This is a genomic window from Chitinophaga sp. OAE865 (assembly GCF_040546735.1).
Lineage (GTDB): Bacteria > Bacteroidota > Bacteroidia > Chitinophagales > Chitinophagaceae > Chitinophaga > Chitinophaga polysaccharea_A.
The window spans coordinates 1,296,760-1,317,222 of sequence record NZ_JBEPOF010000001.1 but is presented as its reverse complement, the minus strand read 5'-3'; the positions used below and the strand labels follow the sequence as shown (position 1 = coordinate 1,317,222).

22 protein-coding genes are annotated in these 20,463 nt (G+C 47.4%); 7 read left to right on the top strand and 15 right to left on the bottom strand.

Annotated features, from left to right (window positions below; genetic code table 11):
* Positions 1–42: 42 nt before the first annotated feature.
* Both ABIE50_RS05580 and ABIE50_RS05575 read left to right on the top strand, forming a co-directional pair.
* A complete protein-coding gene (locus ABIE50_RS05580) occupies positions 43–2,091 on the top strand; it encodes an OPT family oligopeptide transporter (protein ID WP_209867164.1) in 2,049 nt (682 codons plus the stop codon).
* A gap of 127 nt (positions 2,092–2,218) precedes the next feature.
* Positions 2,219–2,731 carry a hypothetical protein gene (locus ABIE50_RS05575; RefSeq protein ID WP_209867166.1) on the top strand — a complete coding sequence of 171 codons (513 nt, stop codon included), beginning with the start codon at positions 2,219–2,221 and terminating at the stop codon, positions 2,729–2,731.
* Between the two features lie 190 nt (positions 2,732–2,921).
* On the opposite strand, the gene ABIE50_RS05570 is transcribed toward ABIE50_RS05575, so the two are convergent.
* From ABIE50_RS05570 to ABIE50_RS05560, 3 genes are all read right to left on the bottom strand, one after another.
* Positions 2,922–4,127 (bottom strand): DUF1501 domain-containing protein, encoded by a 1,206-nt coding sequence (locus tag ABIE50_RS05570; RefSeq protein ID WP_209867167.1) that lies wholly within the window; start codon positions 4,125–4,127, stop codon positions 2,922–2,924.
* A 25-nt stretch (positions 4,128–4,152) separates the two neighbouring features.
* Positions 4,153–5,601 carry a DUF1800 domain-containing protein gene (locus ABIE50_RS05565; RefSeq protein WP_354027883.1) on the bottom strand — a complete coding sequence of 483 codons (1,449 nt, stop codon included), beginning with the start codon at positions 5,599–5,601 and terminating at the stop codon, positions 4,153–4,155.
* 89 nt (positions 5,602–5,690) lie between these two features.
* Complete coding sequence (locus ABIE50_RS05560; protein WP_209867169.1) at positions 5,691–6,899, bottom strand: molybdopterin molybdotransferase MoeA; 1,209 nt, start codon at positions 6,897–6,899, stop codon at positions 5,691–5,693.
* 47 nt (positions 6,900–6,946) lie between these two features.
* On the opposite strand from ABIE50_RS05560, the gene moaC reads away from it, so the two are divergent.
* Together moaC and mobA are read left to right on the top strand one after the other, a co-directional pair.
* Positions 6,947–7,432 carry a cyclic pyranopterin monophosphate synthase MoaC gene (moaC, locus tag ABIE50_RS05555; RefSeq protein WP_209867171.1) on the top strand — a complete coding sequence of 162 codons (486 nt, stop codon included), beginning with the start codon at positions 6,947–6,949 and terminating at the stop codon, positions 7,430–7,432.
* Positions 7,416–8,015, top strand: a complete 600-nt coding sequence (mobA, locus tag ABIE50_RS05550) for a molybdenum cofactor guanylyltransferase (RefSeq protein WP_209867173.1) — start codon at positions 7,416–7,418, stop codon at positions 8,013–8,015. The genes moaC and mobA overlap by 17 nt, the downstream gene beginning before the upstream one ends.
* A gap of 68 nt (positions 8,016–8,083) precedes the next feature.
* On the opposite strand, the gene ABIE50_RS05545 is transcribed toward mobA, so the two are convergent.
* Both ABIE50_RS05545 and moaD read right to left on the bottom strand, forming a co-directional pair.
* On the bottom strand, positions 8,084–8,485 hold the full coding sequence (locus ABIE50_RS05545; RefSeq protein WP_209867175.1) for a molybdenum cofactor biosynthesis protein MoaE: 402 nt from the start codon (positions 8,483–8,485) through the stop codon (positions 8,084–8,086).
* 29 nt (positions 8,486–8,514) lie between these two features.
* A complete protein-coding gene (gene moaD / locus ABIE50_RS05540; RefSeq protein WP_209867177.1) occupies positions 8,515–8,748 on the bottom strand; it encodes a molybdopterin converting factor subunit 1 in 234 nt (77 codons plus the stop codon).
* 77 nt (positions 8,749–8,825) lie between these two features.
* Here moaD and ABIE50_RS05535 point away from each other — a divergent pair, with 77 nt between their 5' ends.
* The gene (locus ABIE50_RS05535) at positions 8,826–9,197 is read left to right on the top strand and encodes a DUF7009 family protein (protein ID WP_209867179.1); all 372 of its coding nucleotides are present in this window, start codon (positions 8,826–8,828) and stop codon (positions 9,195–9,197) included.
* Between the two features lie 5 nt (positions 9,198–9,202).
* A complete protein-coding gene (gene moaA / locus ABIE50_RS05530) occupies positions 9,203–10,180 on the top strand; it encodes a GTP 3',8-cyclase MoaA (RefSeq protein WP_209867181.1) in 978 nt (325 codons plus the stop codon).
* A 60-nt stretch (positions 10,181–10,240) separates the two neighbouring features.
* On the opposite strand, the gene ABIE50_RS05525 is transcribed toward moaA, so the two are convergent.
* The 6 genes from ABIE50_RS05525 to ABIE50_RS05500 all read right to left on the bottom strand — a co-directional run bounded on the left by ABIE50_RS05525 (position 10,241) and on the right by ABIE50_RS05500 (position 17,040).
* A complete protein-coding gene (locus tag ABIE50_RS05525; protein ID WP_209867183.1) occupies positions 10,241–10,990 on the bottom strand; it encodes a sulfite exporter TauE/SafE family protein in 750 nt (249 codons plus the stop codon).
* Between the two features lie 2 nt (positions 10,991–10,992).
* Positions 10,993–12,078, bottom strand: coding sequence for a ThiF family adenylyltransferase (locus ABIE50_RS05520; protein WP_209867185.1), 1,086 nt, complete (start codon positions 12,076–12,078; stop codon positions 10,993–10,995).
* A 599-nt stretch (positions 12,079–12,677) separates the two neighbouring features.
* Positions 12,678–13,220, bottom strand: a complete 543-nt coding sequence (locus tag ABIE50_RS05515; protein ID WP_209867187.1) for a GNAT family N-acetyltransferase — start codon at positions 13,218–13,220, stop codon at positions 12,678–12,680.
* 131 nt (positions 13,221–13,351) lie between these two features.
* Complete coding sequence (serS, locus tag ABIE50_RS05510) at positions 13,352–14,620, bottom strand: serine--tRNA ligase (RefSeq protein ID WP_209867189.1); 1,269 nt, start codon at positions 14,618–14,620, stop codon at positions 13,352–13,354.
* 38 nt (positions 14,621–14,658) lie between these two features.
* Entirely contained in the window at positions 14,659–16,326 is a 1,668-nt protein-coding gene (locus ABIE50_RS05505) for an NAD+ synthase (RefSeq protein ID WP_209867190.1), read from the bottom strand.
* Between the two features lie 24 nt (positions 16,327–16,350).
* On the bottom strand, positions 16,351–17,040 hold the full coding sequence (locus tag ABIE50_RS05500) for a porin family protein (RefSeq protein ID WP_209867192.1): 690 nt from the start codon (positions 17,038–17,040) through the stop codon (positions 16,351–16,353).
* 73 nt (positions 17,041–17,113) lie between these two features.
* On the opposite strand from ABIE50_RS05500, the gene gldB reads away from it, so the two are divergent.
* Positions 17,114–18,148 (top strand): gliding motility lipoprotein GldB, encoded by a 1,035-nt coding sequence (gldB, locus tag ABIE50_RS05495; protein ID WP_209867194.1) that lies wholly within the window; start codon positions 17,114–17,116, stop codon positions 18,146–18,148.
* 35 nt (positions 18,149–18,183) lie between these two features.
* On the opposite strand, the gene apaG is transcribed toward gldB, so the two are convergent.
* From apaG to ABIE50_RS05475, 4 genes are all read right to left on the bottom strand, one after another.
* Positions 18,184–18,570: a Co2+/Mg2+ efflux facilitator ApaG/CorD gene (gene apaG / locus ABIE50_RS05490; protein ID WP_079469727.1), complete on the bottom strand. Its 387-nt coding sequence runs from the start codon at positions 18,568–18,570 to the stop codon at positions 18,184–18,186.
* Between the two features lie 72 nt (positions 18,571–18,642).
* On the bottom strand, positions 18,643–18,906 hold the full coding sequence (locus ABIE50_RS05485) for a DUF4157 domain-containing protein (protein WP_354027882.1): 264 nt from the start codon (positions 18,904–18,906) through the stop codon (positions 18,643–18,645).
* A 50-nt stretch (positions 18,907–18,956) separates the two neighbouring features.
* Positions 18,957–19,901, bottom strand: coding sequence for a DUF5777 family beta-barrel protein (locus ABIE50_RS05480; protein ID WP_209867197.1), 945 nt, complete (start codon positions 19,899–19,901; stop codon positions 18,957–18,959).
* 11 nt (positions 19,902–19,912) lie between these two features.
* Positions 19,913–20,461, bottom strand: coding sequence for a YceI family protein (locus ABIE50_RS05475; protein ID WP_209867199.1), 549 nt, complete (start codon positions 20,459–20,461; stop codon positions 19,913–19,915).
* Between the last annotated feature and the right edge of the window lie 2 nt (positions 20,462–20,463).

Sequence of the window (20,463 nt, the reverse complement as noted above, 5' to 3'; positions counted from 1 at the left end):
CATTCATTATAACATCTCTACCTGTAATCCATAAACAATCTTATGCCCGATAACAACTTCAAACCCTTTGTTCTACCCGGCGTACAAATGAAAGAATTTACGCTGAAATCTATTTTGCTTGGCTGCGTATTCGGCATCATCTTCGGCGCCGCCACTGTGTACCTGGCGCTGAAAGCGGGTCTTACCGTTTCTGCATCTATCCCCATCGCCGTTATCGCTATTACACTGGGAAGAAAATTCTTCAATACCACCATCCTGGAAAACAACATTATCCAAACTACCGGGTCTGCCGGCGAATCAATAGCCGCCGGAGTGGTATTCACACTGCCGGGCTTCCTGTTCCTGAGCGATGGCGGCGGCGCACAATTCTTCAACTATTTCACTATACTCATCCTGGCCATTTTCGGCGGTATCCTCGGCACCCTTATGATGATCCCGTTAAGAAAATCGCTGATCGTAAAAGAACATAAAACCCTGCCCTACCCGGAAGGTACCGCCTGTGGCGATGTTTTAATAGCCGGGGAGAAGGGCGGCGACTTTGCCAAAACCGCCTTCTATGGCCTGGGCTTTGCTTTTGCCTATGCCATCCTGCAAAAGATCCTGCATGTAATTGCCGAAACGCCGGAATACATGACCAAACAGGCCAGCAAATTTTTCCCTTCCGCCAAGATCAGTGCCGATATCACACCGGAGTATATGGGTGTAGGCTATATTATCGGCCCTCGCATTGCCGGAGTACTGGTAGCCGGCGGCGTGCTTAGCTGGCTGGCGCTCATTCCTTTACTGGCATCATTGCTGCCGCCTGATATGATCGCTACACAACTGGTGAAAATAGGCTACCTCGCCAACCTGCAAACACCAGGCGGGCAGGGCGACTGGAACCCGCTTACACATACCTTCTCCGATTATTCTTCTGCAGTGTATTATGCCTACGTAAGACAAATAGGCGCGGGCGCCGTAGCGGCAGGCGGTTTCATTACCCTGTTAAAAACGATCCCCACTATCATTTCCTCTTTCAAAGGAAGCCTGGGCGCCATCAAAGATGGCCCCGCCAATGCAGATGCAAAAGGAAATGTACCAAGAACAGAAAAGGACCTCAGTCTGAAAGTAGTACTGTTTGGCAGTATTGCGCTCATCCTGCTTATGGCCTTCCTGCCGCAGCTCCCCGGCGATTCCATCGGTAAAAAACTACTGGTAGGTTTGCTCGTGGTAGTATTCGGCGCATTTTTCGTTACCGTATCCAGCCGCATTGTAGGCCTTATCGGCTCTTCCAATAATCCCATTTCCGGTATGACCATCGCTACGCTCATGGGCACCTGCCTGGTGTTTATTGCTGTTGGCTGGACCGGTAAAGTGTATGAGCCCATGGCGCTGGTAGTAGGAGGTATGATCTGTATTGCCGCTGCAAATGCCGGCGGTACCTCCCAGGACCTGAAATCAGGCTACATCGTAGGCGCTACCCCCATGTACCAGCAGATAGCATTGTTCATCGGGGCCATTGTTTCTTCCGTGGTAATTGGTTTAACTGTAAAGTTCCTGGATAAGCCTACGGCAGATATGATAGCGCATGGCGTTACCGAACATGCAATCGGCAGCGCATATTATCCTGCCCCGCAGGGTACGCTCATGGCTACACTGGCTAAGGGAATTCTTTCATTTAACCTCGACTGGCAGTTTGTACTGGTAGGCGTGTTCCTCGCTGTTACCATGGAACTGTGCGGCGTTAATTCGCTTTCCTTCGCGGTAGGCGCCTATCTTCCATTATCCACAACTTTGCCCATCTTTGTTGGTGGCGCTATCCGTGGAGTGGTTGATCATCGGCAAAAGAAAGCCAACAAAAAAATATCCCCGGAAGAAGAAGAGCTGGGTAAGGGCAATCTCTTTGCCACGGGCCTTGTGGCCGGAGGGGCAGTAGCCGGCGTGATTATAGCCATCCTGGCGGGTTTCGACTGGTCGGCTGTGATCCTTGCCAAACTGAATAATCAACAACTGCTAACAAATATCATCGGGCAGGGTGGATACTATATAATAGGATGCGCCTTTTTTGCGTTTATGGGCTGGTACCTGTACCGTACCGCCCGCAAAGCCTAGATCCAACTTTTAATGATCATACCGATGCCGGTAACCGGGTGTAACAATCCTTTACCGGCATCCGTTTTTTGTTTTTTAAATGTTTAATTTAGCCGCGAATTAATTAAAACAGATTATAATATAACCTATGCGCATATTAGTTACCGTATTGCTCAGCGCCATTGTTTTACTGGGCACTTCCTGCGACAAGGACAAAAACGATAGCCGCCAACGCAGATTTATATCATTGAAGCTGGATAACAGGGTTTATCTTTCAGAAAATCCAAAGGGCATTATTACCTTGCCCAATTTAACGGATGAAAACCCGGACAATGATTATCCTACTATGGAAATCACCGGTCAGAGTTACAATGGCGATGTAATTACTTTTACATTGGCCACTGCATCCATGCCATTTAAACCAGGTGTGTATGCTGCCACTCAAAAAGGAAATGGTATGCTCATTTCCCTGAACAGCACCTACTATACTAATCTTACTTCAGCAGGCAGCACTGATTTCGTTATTACCATTACAAGCATAGACAACCAGGCAGTGGAAGGCACTTTTTCCGGCACGCTGAAAGATGCCACCGGCGTTGGCGGGCCACGCATCACAAAAGACGGTGCCTTCAGGGCGAGTGTAACTCAGCAGGGGCAGTAATCGCCTTCGGCGATTGTCTTGGGACACTGATTATGATGATTATGATGATTATTTTGGATTTTATAAATATTAAGGGAGATAAAAAGCGACATAGATCCGCTTATATCTCCCTTAATTATTCTTCTTAAAAAAATAAAATCAAACTAATCATCATAATCATCATAATCAGTGTCCCAAGACAAATTCCGCGTTATACAAAAGACAAATGCGGGTACTCCGCCTTCAATATCGCCTTATCATCGGCGCCCAGCCAGCTGGATAACAGTGTGGCATATACGCTTTTGAAATCTACCTGGTATTGCAGGTCCCCGTCTTTCAGGTTAAGCAGGTCAGGGCCGCTGTTGATAAGTCCCGGCTGTTTCAATCCTCCACCTACCAGGAACATGTTATTGGCCGTGCCATGATCCGTGCCTCCGCTGGCATTCTGACTAACTCTTCTCCCAAATTCAGAAAAGGTCATCACTACCACATCTTCAAAACGATGATTGTTCTTCAGATCATCTGTAAACACGGTCAGCGCATCGCTCAGCTGACCAAACAGGCGGGCCTGCTGGTCCTGCTGGTTTACATGGGTATCAAAACTCCCATGCGATACATAATATACTTTCGTGTTGATATCCGACATTACCAGGTTGGCAATGGTTCGCAGGTTCCTACCCAGCTCTGTATTGGGGTAAGGAGCAGAAGATTTGTATGTTTTAAACTGTTGCTGGATATAGGCTGCAGAAGAAATGGTTTCACCCATCGTTTTATACAGGTAATCCGCATTATTATGATGATCGTTTCCACTGGTATGCTGCTTTAATAGCTCCGCAAAATATTTATCATTGCTGGTGCCGTAAAGCCTTGCCGGATCGGTCATTGCAAGCCCTTTGTCGTTGTCGCCTTTTAAGGCCAGGCTCAGGGTATCATCTATTTCCAGGGCCTGTGTAGGTTTATCACATCCCTTGCATTGGGCATCAAGGTAACGGCCTATCCAGCCGTCGGACCAGTATTCATCCGACTGGCTTGCAGAATGCCAGATATCCATAGAGCGGAAATGTGACCGGTCGGGGTTAGGGTAACCTACGTTATTCAGGATACCCAGCGCCCCGTTATCATATAAAGCCTTTAAGCCTTTCAATGCCGGGTGGATCCCCAGTTCATCATTCAGGGAAAGCGCAGCCTCCCTTTTTATTCCCAGCGCAGGACGGGCTTTATAGTAAATATCATTACGGTAAGGAATAACGGTGTTCAATCCATCATTACCGCCAGATAATTGAATGATCACCAGCACTTTGTTACCCGAAGGCACCAGATGGCCTCTTTCCAGCGCCTTCAGGAACTTTGGCATCATCATCGCCGCAGAAGCCAGTGAGCCTACCTGTAAAAAACGGCGCCTGTTGAGAATCAGCATAGCATTACTTTTAGCGGTTAATAGTTTAACACAATTGATACTCCGGTGTACTCATTACATCAATGGTGACTGTTTTAATATAGTTTTCCCGGCTGCTGCTATCGGCATATTTCTCCAGCAACGACCGGCTTATATTACCAGGTTGCTGTAACAAAACACCGGCAATTTCATCGGCCAATTTCTCTCTCGGCACCTTCTCAAAACCGGCCACATAAGGGTCCCAGTCTACCTTGGCATTCACTTTTTTCGCAAATTGCCGTTTCAGGAAATCGTTGATCTGAAGGGTCATTTTATAATTAGCCCCATCACCCATTTCAGGTGTCAGTTCCTTAGGCTTTACATTAAAGGCCTGGGAATACAATATTACCTGGGGCACACGCAGGCGGAACATCAGGCTGGAACTGTCGATCCAGCTTCGCCCACCGGGCCATCCTGCTACATTGGGCGGATAAAAAAGCAACTGCCCCAATACCCGCTGGAACAGTAACATCACTTCTTCCTTTTCAAAGGTCATGGGTATGGTTCTGCGGATGCCTGCCAGCAATTCCACAGGCGATTTGATCCGGTTACCCACAATATTTGAATCGTAAAACCAATCGGCCATAAATATTTCCTTCATCAGGGATTTGATGTTATAGCCCCACTGGTAAAACTTCTCCGACAATGCCGTAATACGCTCCTCATTAGGTGTTTCTGATACGAAGTACTGGTATATTTTTGCGGTAATAAACCTGGCAGTATGCCGTTGTTCCAATAATATTTTCAAGACATCATCTCCATTAAAATTCCCTTGTTTCCCCAGGAAATTTTTCAGGCCATCGTCATGCTGTTTTTCCCTGAAAACAAAAGTGCCTGTTTCATCAAAGCCCCATCCTGTAAAGGCTCTCGCAGCTTCCTTCACATCCTGTTCTGAATAATTGCCTCTTCCCATCGTAAATAATTCCATTACTTCACGGGCAAAGTTTTCATTGGGATGTTGTTTGCGGTTCTGTTGATTGTTGAGAAATTGCAGCATGGCCGGGCTTTTGGACACTGTGCTGAGCAGATCACCAAAGTTGCCCAGGGCGTTTTCACGAACTACCGACAACAACTGCTGGTTGAATAATACATTTTGTGTACGGCAGGCAAAATGACCATGCCAGAAAAGGCTCATCTTTTCCCGGAGAGGATGTTCACTATGTACCATCGCATTTACCCATGATACATTCAGGTCTTTAATGCCCTCGTCATTCATTTTCCGCACTGCCTTCTTTTCTTCAGGGGTCATTGTTTTCTGCTTCCTGTAATCCGGAAGGTCATCTGCTGCTACCACATCTACAGAAGTAACTGACGCTCTTGCAGGCCCGATAAGTACTTTATTCACAATTTTTTCCCGCCTTTTGCTTTCCCAGTGGGAGATCACAGGGAGGGTTTCTCCGAAGCCAGCGCGCCAGGCGAGATGTTGCATCTGAATTTTACGGGCAACTTCAGCCATAAGCATTTATTTGTAGTGAGACTATCAAATGCAGAACGGGTTTAACCGGTCAGGGGGCATATTGCAGGAAAATCACCGGGAGCGTTTGCTTAACGGAACCGCCATACCTGGTAACTGCTTCCTTTTTCAAAAACATCCTGCTCCAGCGGCAGGGTTAAAAATGCGTCTGCCTTCAGCAAACTGGCCAGATCGCCTGAACCCTGGTAGGGCTGCGGAATAGCCAGGAGCATGCCGTTGGGCTGCGACTGCAATTTTACCGGCAAATAATATTCCAGGGCCGCATCAAATATCACCTTCTCCGATAACTGTGCGTAACAGGGCTCCGGCAAAGCCGCACCCATAGCGGATTGTATCCATGCGTGCACATAACGGTAAAAACACATGAATCCGGATACCGGGTTTCCCGGCAAGGCAAACACAACAGGGCCGTTCTTGAAAGTGCCAAACAGGAAAGGCTTCCCGGGTCGCTGCTGTACTTTATGAAATACCTGCTGCATGCCAAGCTGTTCCAATACTGCAGGCAGAAAATCATATTTGCCGGCACTAACAGCGCCTGAGCTGATCCATATGTCTGTTTCCCGCAACAGGGGCAAAAGCTGGTCCTTCATTTCCGCCTCGTTATCCGGTAAATGCACATAACGGGCTGTGATGCCAAGTTGAGCCAGCGATGCCAGCAGGCTGTAAATATTGGAAATACGCACCTGGTGAGGCTCCGGTGTTTCATGTACAGCTACCAGTTCATTTCCGGTGGCAATCACTGCTACCCTGGGCAGTTTGCTTACTTCTACCGTAGTTTGGCCCACTGTAGCCAATACACCGGCTTCCGCAGGGCCTATCAGCGTTCCGGGTTTTATCAGTACAGAGCCAGCATCTACATCTGATCCTTTCTTATGAATGTTCTGTCCTTTTTTTACGGCGCCATGCACAGTAAAACGGCGAAATCCTTCATGCTCTGAAGGTGTAAGATGTTCGTACTGGATAACGGTATCTGTCATTTCCGGCAACACGGCGCCGGTCATCACTTCTATACAGTTGGCCGTGTTGGAAAGCTGCAGCTGCGGTGTGCCTGCAGCCTGTATATCTTCCACTCCAAAAATATGCTGACCGCGGGCAAAGCTGTCGTAATTAACAGCGATGCCATCCATAGTTACCCGGTCGAATGGCGGAAAGGGCCTGTCGGCCAGTACAGGCTCCCGCAAAATACGGCCGGCAGCGGATTCAAAAGGCACCGTTTCGGTACCCAGGTCCCGCACAGTTTGCATCACAGCCTTAAATGCAGCAGCAACAGTCAACATCATTTTGAATTACTTTTGTATAAAGTGAACTTGTCTAAATTTATGATTTTATGTCCAATGAATCAAGTAATGCTTTTTCACACCTGAACGAAAGTGGCCAGCCTGCTATGGTAGACATCAGCGGCAAACTCGATACTTATCGTATAGCCGTTGCCGAGAGCCGTGTGTACCTGCCCCAGGTGATACGCGCCCAGTTTCACGGACAGGATATTCAAACCCGCAAGGGTGGCGTATTTCAAACCGCTATCATTGCAGGTATCATGGCAGCAAAAAAAACGCCGGAGCTTATCCCGCTTTGCCATACCTTGCTGCTGGATGGCTGCGATGTGCAGATACACCTGGAAGAAGAGGAAGCGGTGATCCGTTGTACAGTAAAAACCAACGGCAAAACAGGCGTGGAAATGGAAGCCCTCACCGGCGCCAGCGTGGCGGCACTTACCATTTATGATATGTGCAAAGCCCTTACCCAGGATATGATCATCCGCGAAACAAAACTCATCAGCAAAACAGGCGGTAAACATGACTATACCCGTTAATAAAGCGCCATTAAAAGGACTGGTGCTGTGCGGCGGCTTCAGCACCCGCATGCAGGAAGATAAAAGCAATATCCCCTATCATGGTATGCCGCAATGGCAATACCTCGTTACTTTATTGCAATCGCTGCTGCCGGAAGTGTATATTTCCTGCCGGAAAGAACAGCAGGCTGATTTTGGGGGTTACCCGCACCTGGTACCCGATTCAGCACCCTTTGGAGGACCGTCTGCCGGGCTCCTGAGCGCACATGCGCTGCAACCGGAAACCGCCTGGCTGGTCATAGCCTGCGACCTTCCCCTGCTCAGCAAACAAAGCCTCGAACTGCTCATCGCGTCTCGTGATGCCGGTAAAGCAGCTACCACTTTTGTAAGCCCGGTAAATAACCTGCCGGAACCGCTTATCTCCATATGGGAACCAGCGGGGTTAAATTCATTGAAGGAAAATGTAAATGCCGGGAAGAATTGCCCGCGCAAAACCATGTTGAATACAGATATCGCGCTTTTCAACAATCCGTATGCAGCAGAACAGTTTAATGCCAATACGCCCGAAGAAAAGGCGGAAGCACTGAAAGACCTGGAGAAATAAGCCGGCCTGGCATAGTTAACCAACAGTAAGGGTACAAATGTGTCCGGGCCAGCGGCTGAATAGCTGTATTAAACAATTTCCCCGTCTGCAAAAAATTCCTTTTTCCAGATAGGAACAGTTTCTTTAAGGGTATCTATCGCAAATTCACAGGCGTCAAAAGCGATCCCTCTGTGGGCAGAAGCCACCGCTATCACCACTGCAATATCGCCGGGATATTTATCTCCAACCGCATGGAGCATGGCCAGGCGCTGTATATCCCATTTTTCCGCTACCTGCGCCGCTATCTTCTGCATTTCAGAAATAGCCATCGCCTCATAACACTCATAAAATAATTTCAATACCGGCCGTTGCCTGGTGTGATTACGCACGGTACCGGAAAAGATCACTTCCCCTCCGCATTCCGGCGCATGGATGAAGTCCAGCGCTTCCTGCACGGTAATGGTATTTTTGATATCTATTAATATTTCCATCTTTTAAATACTAAAACTAAAAACAATGCTCAGCCTCCACTCACCGGCGGGATCACCGCAATCTCATCCTGGCTGCTTATTACCTGTGTATCAGCTGCATAGGTCCGGTTTACCGCTATCATCACAGACCTGAGCTGCTGCAACGAAGGATATACCTCGAACAACCAGGCCTTCAGGGTGGCTACATCTGTAATATGTTCCGGCTTGTCAAGCACCGGTACACCGGCAATATCTTTGGCCGCTCCGAACAATAATATACCCATACTCCGTAAATTGTTCGTTAAAACTACAATATAGCCCCGATAAAGTAGTAATTTTAATACGGCAGAAAATCAATTTTATGAAAATAAGGTTACGAGGCAACAGTATAAGATACCGCCTGGATAAAGCAGATGTAGAGCTCCTGGAAAACACCGGGAAAGTGGAATCAATTACGCATATAGGCGCCGGTACCCTTCATTTCTGCCTCCGGGGAAAGGATATTTCTGATCCTGTTATAAAAATGGAGCGCGATGGCGTACACCTGCTGCTCCCGGTTTCCCGTCTTGCTGCCTGGTATGCACCCGACCAGGTAGGCTTTGAACTGGTGCTGCCCAATGCCGATGGCTCGGAGCTAACCATCCTGGTGGAGAAAGATTTTAAATGTCTTACAGACAGAAACGAGGACGACAGCCAGGCATTCGATAATCCGATGGCCGGCAAAAACTGCTGATAACAATGCTCACAGATGCACATCATCGTATCATAGACTACGTACGCCTGTCGGTAACAGACCGGTGCAACCTTCGTTGTACCTACTGCATGCCGGAAAACATGCATTTTGTGCAACGCAAGGCATTACTTACTGATAACGAAATTCTCCGCCTGCTGCAAACACTTGCCAGCGCAGGCATTTCCAAAATAAGGATCACCGGTGGAGAGCCCTTTCTCCGCCCTGGTTTAATGAGCCTGCTGGAAAAAATAAAAGCGATTCCCGGTATCCGGGAAATTGCCATCACTACCAACGGCGTATTAACACAGGCGTATATCCCTGCATTGCAACAACTGGGGATCACACATATTAACCTGAGCCTGGATACATTACAGGCCGGCCGCTTCCTTCAAATTACCCGCCGCAACCGGTTCCCCGCCGTGATGGATACACTGGAAAGCCTGCTGCTACACAATATGCAGGTAAAGATCAATACAGTGGTGATGGAAAATGTGAACACCGATGAATTAAGCGCATTTACTGAACTTACACGCAACAATGCAGTATCAGTAAGATTTATTGAAGAAATGCCTTTTAACGGGCAGGGACATACGTTTTCAGGGATTGTATGGAACTATCATAAAATTCTTGCTACTATCGGGGAAGACTATACGTTACAAAAAATAGCGGATGCACCCCACTCTACTTCGCTCAACTATCATATTCCCGGCCACAAAGGCAATATAGGTGTGATCCCTGCCTACAGCCGTACTTTTTGCGGCACCTGTAACCGTCTTCGTATATCCGCTACCGGTAGTATGAAAACATGCCTGTATGGTAATGATGTGTTGAATGTAAAAGAGATAATGAGAGAAGAAGGCCGGCAGCATCTCCTCCTGCCAGCCATACAATCTGCCATCCACGCGCGTTTTGCAGATGGCTTCGAAGCAGAGCAGCATCATACGGAAGAAAATATGGAGAGCATGTCGGTGATAGGCGGATAGTTCAGCAACATGTGCACACAGGGCTGATGCCAACATTTGCATTTCCCGGTTCCTCAGCCGCTACTTCAGTAACATCTGCACACCAGCATACAGTATCAGCAAAGCCGTTGCACCTGCCACCCAGCGCGGATTCAATACTTTTGCGCTCAGCCTTGCGCCAATCTGGCCACCAGCAATAACCGCCAGCAGCAAAGGCCCGGCAAATCCCACATCAAACACAATGGCATGCTTTGCGGCCTGGCCACATAATCCTGCAATGGAATTTACCAAAATAAAAAAGCTGCTTAATCCTGCAATGTTTTTAGCTGTATCATATCTGCCCAACCGCAATACCGGCGAAAGATAGATGCCACCGCCAATACCGGTCATACCGGAAAGTAATCCTATGCCACCGCCAATAATGCCATAGGCAATGCCATTTTCTTTACCAGCGGGGATGATAGGCTCTTCTTTTTCGAAAAATAAACGGTAACACATCAATATCGCCGCCAATGTAAGCGCAAGCCCCAGCAACAGGAAAAATGTAGCCTGTTTCATGGGCAGGTAGCTACCTATAAAAGCCAGCGGCACACTTACCAGCGACAGCTGCCATGCCTTTTTTATAGGCAGGTGGCCACTTTTATAAAAATGATAAACACCTCCGCTCACCACGGCTACATTACATAACAAAGCAGTGGATTTCATCAGCTGGAAATCTACCATCCACAAAGGAAGCGATAAAATAGCGAGGTAGCTGGAACCACCGCCGAACCCGGCAGCTGAATAAGCCAGCGCCACAATAAAAAAGAGGATACAGAGCTCAGTGATCACGGTTAATAAGTTTGCATCTGGTGATCAATAGCACTGGCCCAGGCGTGGATACCGCCTTCTATGTTGTATACGCGGTTGTAGCCTAATTCTGTTAACCGCTGCGCTACTGCACGGCTTCGCATACCATGGTGACATAGCACCGCCACCGGCACATCGTCCGGGATGGCAGCTACCTGCTGTAACACCTGCCCCATGGGGATATGCACGGATCTCGGGATATGGCAGATCTCCCATTCATCATCTTCTCTCACATCCAGCAACATAAAAGGCAGGTCACGTTGTAACCAGTCATTTAACTGCTGTACAGACAATGATTGTACCCCTTCCAGTTCACAAACCGTTTGCTGGTAGTTCTCCTGCAGGGCAGTGATTTGCCGGTTAGCCGCTACCGGAGTGATATTAAAAGTTAGATGGGTATTGTTCAGGGTGTCAATCGTCATCAACTGGTTGCGCAGCGGAGTGCCTATACCGGTAATTACTTTCACGGTTTCATTGGCCATATAACATCCAATGATACCAGGCAATACACCCAACACGCCAATGTCATTACAGTTGAGCATTTCCCCGCTTTCCGGTGCTTCAGGGAAAATACAACGGTAAGTGGCGCCTTCCTGGTAATTGAATACGCTCAGCTGCCCTTCGTATTTATAGATAGCTCCATACACCAGTGGTTTGCCGGTAATTACACAGGCATCATTCACCAGGTAACGGGTACCGAAGTTATCGGAACCATCTACAATTACATCATATTTACTGAAAAGTTCCAGGGCATTATCAGTGGTGAGCCAGGTATCGTGCAGGATATGGGTTACTTCCGGGTTCAGCTCCTGAAGCCGCTTTACGGCCTGTTCAATTTTGGGCTTACCCTGATCTGCAGTAGTATACAATACCTGCCGCTGCAGGTTGGTGATGGAAACAACATCATGTTCCACGATGCCGATAGTCCCGATCCCCATTGCGGTGAGGTATTGTAATACCGGCACCCCGAGGCCGCCGGCGCCAATTACCAGCACTTTTGCCTGCTGCAGTAATGCCTGTTTTGCGGGGCCAAATCCTTCCAATCTCGTTTGCCTGTCATATCTGTCCATACTGCTTCATTTAAGACCCTAAATTTAATTGTATTCGGGAGAATTTTTTATAATGATTGTAGCGGAAGCTATCTGACTCTGGATTAAACTGATTACATTGATTTGATTACTTTGGATTTTAAAGGATTTTAGAAGATATAAGTAATTCGCTTACATTTCCTGAAATCTCCTGATCCGCAATATCAGCCGCTGAAGGCGCTCAGGTGCCGCTCTGCGGATAATTGCAACAGGATACCGGTACACAGATTGAAATAAAGTCTACCGCTAAATTACCATCAGGACAAAAAGCGGCAAAACCAATCCGCCGGTTTTGCCGCTTTTTGCCGGATTTCGTGGGAATGGCAGAGGAAAACAATTTCTGGACCTGAGTATCCTGAATGCATGCACTAAGCATTAAAAGTGCATCATTAGTGCCTGATTACCGTATGGAGAGTGTATGAGGACTATATAAAGACTATATGGTGAGTATTACATATAGGCGACTCCGAAGCAACTGAGAAGTATGCGGGAAGCATCTATGATCCCATTCATGCCGTCACCGGACAATAATAACTATTTTTTTAAGAGGGGCCTGTCAAAAGTAAATGAAGGCTTTGAGTTTAGCGTTTCAACTCCAGGTACATGGTTACCAGGTCTACATAACTACCATTTTTTTGCAGAATAGCATTTGGCAGACGCCCGCATTCCATAAAGCCAAAATTGCGGTACAGCTGCATCGCTTTTTCATTGGTAGAAAAAACATGCAGGTATACCATACGCAGGTTACTGCGCGATTCAGCCCAGCGCAGCATGGCCGTGAGCAGGCGGCGGCCGATGCCCATGTTATTCCATTGCTTTTCCACGGCAATGCCTATTTCTGCGGTATGTGCTTTTTTATGCAAACCACTATGGTTCACATTAATGGAACCTATGATCTGGCCTTGTACTACGGCCACCAGCAAAAGTTGATTTGGATTATCGAGATAAGAATGGATATAATCCTCTTCTGAAGCAATATCCAGCTCCATCGACTCACTGCGGGTGAAGAGCAGGTAGTCTGTTTCCCGCGTCAGGCGCTGGAAACTGGCCAGCAAACCAGCTGCATCGTTATGTTCAGGTGGACGAATGATGAGTTCGTCGCCGGTGGGCAGGAAATGTTTCATAAGGAGCATTGGCAGTGGAAATTACGAATTCCAAACGACGAATGACGGATTTGCGGCAGATGTCAGCGGATATTATTCCCTGAGCATCTTTACGCGAACCCGTCATCCGTTAAAAGATTATCCCCAATAGGTTATATCATGTGGCTGCCGAAGTAGCTCTGCAACACGGTTGGTATCCTTATGCCTTCAACTGTCTGGTTGTTTTCCAGCAGGCAGGCCAGAATGCGCGGCAACGCCAGGGAGCTTCCATTCAGGGAATGCAATAACTGCGGCTTACCATTGTTTTCCTTGAACCGTATTTTCATACGGTGGGTTTGATAGGCTTCAAAGTTACTCACAGAGCTCACCTCCAGCCATTTCTGCTGGGCGGCGCTATATACTTCGAAATCGTAGGTAATGGCGGATGTAAAGCCCATATCGCCGGCGCATAAACGAAGAATGCGGTAAGGCAGCTCCAGCTGGTTCAGCAGGGCTTCCACATGTGCTACCATTTCATCCAGCGCCTCATAAGATTTATCGGGATGTACCAGCTGAACAATTTCCACTTTATCGAACTGGTGAACACGGTTGAGCCCACGCACATCCTTACCATAGGAACCCGCTTCACGGCGGAAACAGGGCGTATAAGCCGTCATCTTCACCGGCAGGTCGGTATCTTTCAGGATCTCATCGCGGTAAATATTGGTTACCGGTACTTCTGCAGTTGGGATGAGATAGTAGTTATCTGCCGTGGCATGATACATCTGGCCTTCTTTATCCGGCAGCTGACCGGTACCATAGGCAGATGCTTCATTTACCAGGTAAGGCGGCGCATACTCGGTATAACCATTGATGGTATTGTAATCCAGGAAATACTGTATCAGGGCGCGTTGTAACCGGGCGCCCCTGTTCTTGAAAACAGGAAAGCCGCTGCCGGTAATTTTGTTACCCAGTTCAAAGTCGATAAGGTCGTACTGTTTGGCTAAATCCCAGTGAGGAACAGCGTCTGCATACAGGTCAGGAATTTTACCTCCCTTGCGCACTTCCACGTTTTCTTCCGGTGTTTTCCCCGCAGGCACCTGGGCGGATGGGAGATTGGGAAGCTTTACGAGGGCATCCTGCAATGCTTTTTCAGTGGCGTTCAGCTCTTCATTCACAGGGCCGAGGCGGTCTTTCAATGCCGCTACAGCAGCGCGCTGCGCTTCTCCTTCTTCCTTTTTGCCCTGGGCCATCAGCTTACCTATTTCTTTGGATAAACTATTTACCTGGGCCTGTGTTTCATCGTATTCAAGGGTTAATTTCTTACGCTTGTCGTCCAGTGCCAGCACTTCTTCCACTACCTCCAGTTCCTTGAAATTCTTAAATGCCAGTCGCTCTAAAACAAATTCTTTATTTTGACGTATAAACGGTACTTGTAACATGTTGTATGATCAGATTTTTGCAAATATATTAAAATAGCTTAACTCAGGTACTTCCCTACAATGGGCACTCTGCGGCCTACACCAAAGGCTTTGGACGAGACCCGTATAATAGGGCAGAATTGATTTCTCTTGTATTCATTGGTGTTCACCATCTTTAAGGCCCGCGAAACCAAAGCGGCATCAAAGCCCTGAGCTACTATTTCACGCGGCCCCTGGCGACGCTCTATGTACTGGTACAGGATCCTGTCGAGAATAGCATAATCCGGCAGGCTGTCGCTGTCTTTCTGATCCGGCCGCAGCTCTGCAGAAGGCGCCTTATCGATAATATTTACCGGTATGATCTCTTTCTCCCGGTTGATATACCTTGCCAGGGAATATACCTGCATTTTGTATACATCTCCCAAAACACTCAATCCGCCTGCCATATCACCGTATAAGGTACCATAGCCGGTGGATAGTTCGCTTTTGTTGGATGTATTGAGCAGGATATAACCAAACTTGTTGGATAGTCCCATCAGCAGGTTGCCACGTATGCGCGACTGCGTATTCTCCTCTGCCACGTTAAAGGGCAATCCTTTGAAATAAGGTTCCAGCGTGTCCAGGAAGGTTTCATAAATGTTGTTGATACGGATAATATCATAGGGATTGTCCAGGTTTTTGGACAAGGCTACGGCATCATCTACAGAGTGACTGGTAGAGTAGGGAGAAGGCATCAGGATAGCCCGTACGTTTTCCTTACCCAGCGCATCGCAGGCAATAGCCAGTGTTACGGCGCTGTCGATACCGCCTGAAGATCCCAGGATGGCTTTTGTAAAGCCCATCTTCCCGAAATAATCCTTAATACCAAGTACCAGCGCATCGTAGATCCTGTCTATATTATGATCAAACACCAGTTCAGTGAGCGGCGTAAAAACGGCGGGCTTCACCGGTGGAAGATCCTTACCGGTAAGCTTTTCCAGCTCTATGCCACCCATTGCTTCTTCAAAATAGGGAAGCTCCTTCACAATGTTACCCTGCGCATCATAGATGAGAGAACCTCCGTCAAACACAATCTCCGTCTGGGATCCCACGGTATTACAGTAATACATCGGGATCTTGTATTTCAGTACATTCGAAAGAATGATCTCTTTGCGGTCTTCATCATGATCATAATCAAACGGGGACGCAGAGAGATTGATCATCACATCCGGCTCCTGGGCAATCAGCTGGTCCATCGGGCAAACACGGTACAGGGGATTATCTCCCAGGTTCCAGATGTCTTCACAAATGGTTACCGCCAGCTTCTTTCCTTTAAACGGGATAACATTCCATTCGATAGATGGCTCAAAATACCGGTACTCATCAAATACATCGTAGGTAGGCAGCAGGGTTTTATGTACCACCTGTTTTACCTCTCCCCCATATAAAAACCAGGCAGCGTTAAACAGGTCTTTTCCTTCGCGCTGGGGGTTGCGGGCCGGGCCGCCCACCAATACTGCAATATCTTTGGTATGCGCTTTTATAACGTCTATCGCGTGATAGCTCTGCGCAATAAAATCTTCAAATTCCAGGAAGTCACGGGGAGGATAACCGCATACGCACAATTCTGAAAACACCACCAGGTCTGCCCCCTGGGCTTTTGCGGCATGAATGCCATCAATGATCTTCGCTATATTCTTTTCAAAATTGCCGATATGATAATTCTGCTGTGCCAGTATAATATTCATGATAAAAAGATATTCAGGTCAAAACTAAAAGAATACGCCCAGCCGGAGCGTAAAGCTGTTCATATTTACCCGCCCGTCGTCCCATTTGCCATTGCGGGTCACATCCACAAAACCGTTCTGGTAGGTAATCCCGGCTGTTCCGGTAAGATTGGCGCCCAGTGGGTATTCTATTCCTGCTCCCAATAACATTCCGATGTTGATACGGTTCATTTCCGGTAAGATGTTCACCTTATCATAGGTTTGCCCCATTGACACTACATCCGCACGGCCGGTTATAGGGAAATCGAGATAGGTACCAAACTGGCCCCAGAAACCAACACCACCCTCATCGGCTGAAGCGGTTTTTAGCTTCAATGCCAGTGGTATTTCTATATAGGTAAGCTTCATATTATATTCAGCAGGATTGGCTTTATAATCGCTCAAACCCTTACCCGCATCATATTTCAGCTTACTGCCGGCCAGTAATACCTGGAACCCCGAGGAAAATGCGTAAGTGCCTTGTTCATTCAGCTTAAAATCGGCCATCAGACCGAAGTTCAGCCCGGCTTTGGCGCTGTTCCTGTTTACCCCCGATTCCTGTGGTTTCAGGATGGAAACCATCGGGCTAACGGTGAACCCAAGCTTCACTTTATCCCTGAAAGAATTACCGCCATATTGAGCCATTCCTGCTTTCGCTACTCCTATTATCGCCAATAAAAAGATGATCTTCTTCATAGATGATGCTAATTCTTAATTTTTTATAATACAAGGTAAATAATAATTTTACCTTAGATGAGTTTTAAGAGCGATGCAAAGTTACATTAATAAATATACCCTGCTGATAAGTTGCGTGGTAGCCTTACTGGGTACCGTTGCCTGCAATTCCGGCAATAAAGCGCCGGATGTAAGTCATATAGCCATGAACGTTAGTTTATCGCGTTTCGACTCGGCCCTGTTCACTATTGATACCAACAATATACAACCCGGACTGGCAAAGCTGCATGCCGAATACCCTGTGTTCCTGCCCCTGTATATTACGGATATCCTGAACCTGGGCGCCTATTCCGACAGCAACGCAGCAGTACAGCAACAACTGCACCTGTTTTTAACCACTCCCGATTTCCGGCAACTGGAAAAATCAGTGGCGGCGAAATACGGCAGCAACTCCACTCTGAAAGCGGACCTGGAGCAATGCTTCCGGTATATCAAATACTACATTCCATCTTTTCATCCGCCCAGGGTGGTCACTTTTATTTCCGGTATCGCCAACTACGGCGCTATCACAGTAGACTCTATCCTGGGTATTGGGCTGGATATGTATATGGGAGAAGACTTTCCTCCCTATGCCCAGATCCCCGACTACCCGGATTATATGATTCATCGCTTTGCCCCCCAGTATATTACCACCAATTGTATGCAGGTGATCCAGCAGCAGCTGTATCCGCCGGCGCGTAAAAACGGTAACCTGCTGGAACAGATGATGGAAGCAGGGAAACAGCAATATTTCCTGGATAAGGTATTACCGGAAACACCGGATACTATCAAACTGGGCTATACGAAAAGCCAGCTGGACTGGTGCCGGGAAAACGAGCGGATGATCTGGCAGTTTTTTGTGCAAAATAACCTCGTATACTCCAGCGACTGGCAGCAGATCAATCATTTTGTGGGCGATGGGCCGTCTACACAGGGAATGCCCGAGGGCGCCCCGGGTAAAATTGCCAATTTTGTGGGCTGGCAGATCATAAAAAAGTATATGAGTGAGCACAAGGATATGACCTTGCAGCAATTAATGGAATCCAAAAACGTGACAGAGATCTTCAAAGCCTCGAAGTACAGGCCCTGAGAACAGAGAGTTACAGGTTAAACGAATACGGGGAATTAGTTCAGCTTAAAGGGAACAACCATCTGGAATTCGGGAATTTTTACTTCCAGTATTTTCTTGTCCAGTTGGTTTTCCATTTGATAAGTACCGTACATCTTGCCGATCTCAGTCCGGAGATTGGATCCCGAGACGTACTGGTAAGTTTCACCTGGCGCCAGCAGTGGTTGAACACCTACAACACCTTCTCCCTCTACTTCACGGTGTGTGCCATTGGAATCAATAATGTACCAGTGACGGCGAAGCAGTTTGATGGGGAAAATATTGTTGTTTTCAATGGTAATACGGTAAGCAAACATGAATTCGCTTCCAATAGGATTTGAATAATCCGGCTGGTAGAATGTCTCCACGCTGATGGTGATGCCCTCTGTTACCTTCTTAACCATAAAATCAACCTTTAACGTAAAAATAAGAAAAATAAAACCAGCGGCTGGAAAAATTCTGACTTTAACGATTCTTTAGACTATTTCAATATCGCTGAGGATGTCCGGATCCTCCTCTGAAGCCCTGGCAGCCACCTCTAAAGTATTGTTATAGTAGCCTCTGCGCAGGTATTCAGACAGATATCTCCATAAAAAACCAAAAAAGCCCAGATGCTGGTATTGTTTGATATGACAAGCTTCATGCCGCATCCAGGCTGTATCCGCTAAAAAGCGTTCCCGGGACGCTCCATGCAGGTGTATGGTGCGTCCCAGGACCATGGCTACAGACTGCACCCGCATAAAGCGGGCGGCTATTTTGGCTAACCATGAATTTTCACGTATGCGGCATTTTATTTTTTCCAATCTTTCTTCCCGAATAACGTAAATCTACGGGAAATATTGAAACCCCACCGGAATTGCCCCTGTAACCAGGAAGTAGTGGTTTCAGGAATGAACTGGCTTTCCTGGATGGCAGTGGAATTGGTAAAAGTAATGCTGAATACGTGGCCGCCTGTTTCTATTTCCAGGCCGACGCCCAGCGGGTTATAAAAAGAAATGCCTTTTGCGGATTTAAAGTAGTCTTTGCTCTCCTGCGAACGGAACGGGTAATAATATTCGGCCAGGATACCTATTCTTTTGCTGAGCTTCAGCCTGCCGGCGCCGCCCAGGGCAAACATGTTGTTCATGTCCATATAGGCCACATGGTTGCGGTGTACGTAGGTAGGGGCCAGGGTTAGTGATAACCTGTCGCCAAATTTCCTTGATATAAGGGCCTGGGCTACATACATGAGGCGGTCCGCACCGTCTTCAAAATAGGCGGCCGACGTTTTGTCCGTGGCGGAAGGCATCCCGCTGATCACCGCATTACCAAAAACCGCCAGTGATACCGGTACGTGGTTATCGGTTGTTTGCTGCAGGAAACGGTACTTCACCAGTCCTTCATACAATTGCTGTAAATCCCCGCTGCCCTTGCTTCTGCTGATACCCACCATCAGGTTGTCGCTGATACCATACTCAAAAGCAATACGGATATCAGTGGAATTGTCGGTGCCAAAAAATGTTTTGGTACCTCCAAATTCACCACCGGCATCGCCAAAGCGGTGTGTAACGCGGAAATCGAGTTCGTGCTTACGCAGCATTTCGGTAGACTGCCCCTGTACAATGCGGGTACTTTTATAAGTATCCCTCACTTTGGTATGACCGGTTGCCGTAGAATCAAAAAGCTTGTCGAGGCTCTGTGCATGTGCATAAACCGAAAAGACACAGCATAATAAAATGGTTGATATATACTTCATGGAGTGATGTATTATTTACTGTAAGGTGTATAAATCGCATTAACGGTAACAGCTACCACTTCCGCCACATTCTGCACTACCAGCGACGGTATTTTTATACCGTGATCGGCTACACGTACATTAAAGGTGGAAGCAACCGTAATTGTGGTGCCCTGCGTGGTAATAGTGCCCTTGGCGGTGTAGCTTTTTTCTACCCCGTGGATGTTCAGTGTGCCCGTAACCGTTACCGGGTAAGTGCCGTCTTTACTGAGCTCCGGCGATTCGTTAATTTTCCCTTTGAACTCTGCGAAAGGGTATTTATCGCTTTCGAGATAATTTTCATTAAAGTGTTCCTGCATCAGCTTTTTCCTAAACTGGAAAGAGCTGATAGGTACTTTGAAAAAAACTTCCTTCGTTTTTGTATTAAGTGCGGAGGCGCCTTTATCTGTTTTCGCTTCTATGTCTTCCAGCGGAGAAGACGAAAAAAATGATAAACGGGTGTTTTTGCAGGAGTAAACATCCTGTGCAGATGCAGTAGCTGCTGATAGCACGGCAACTGCAAAAAGCAATAAGTATTTCATGT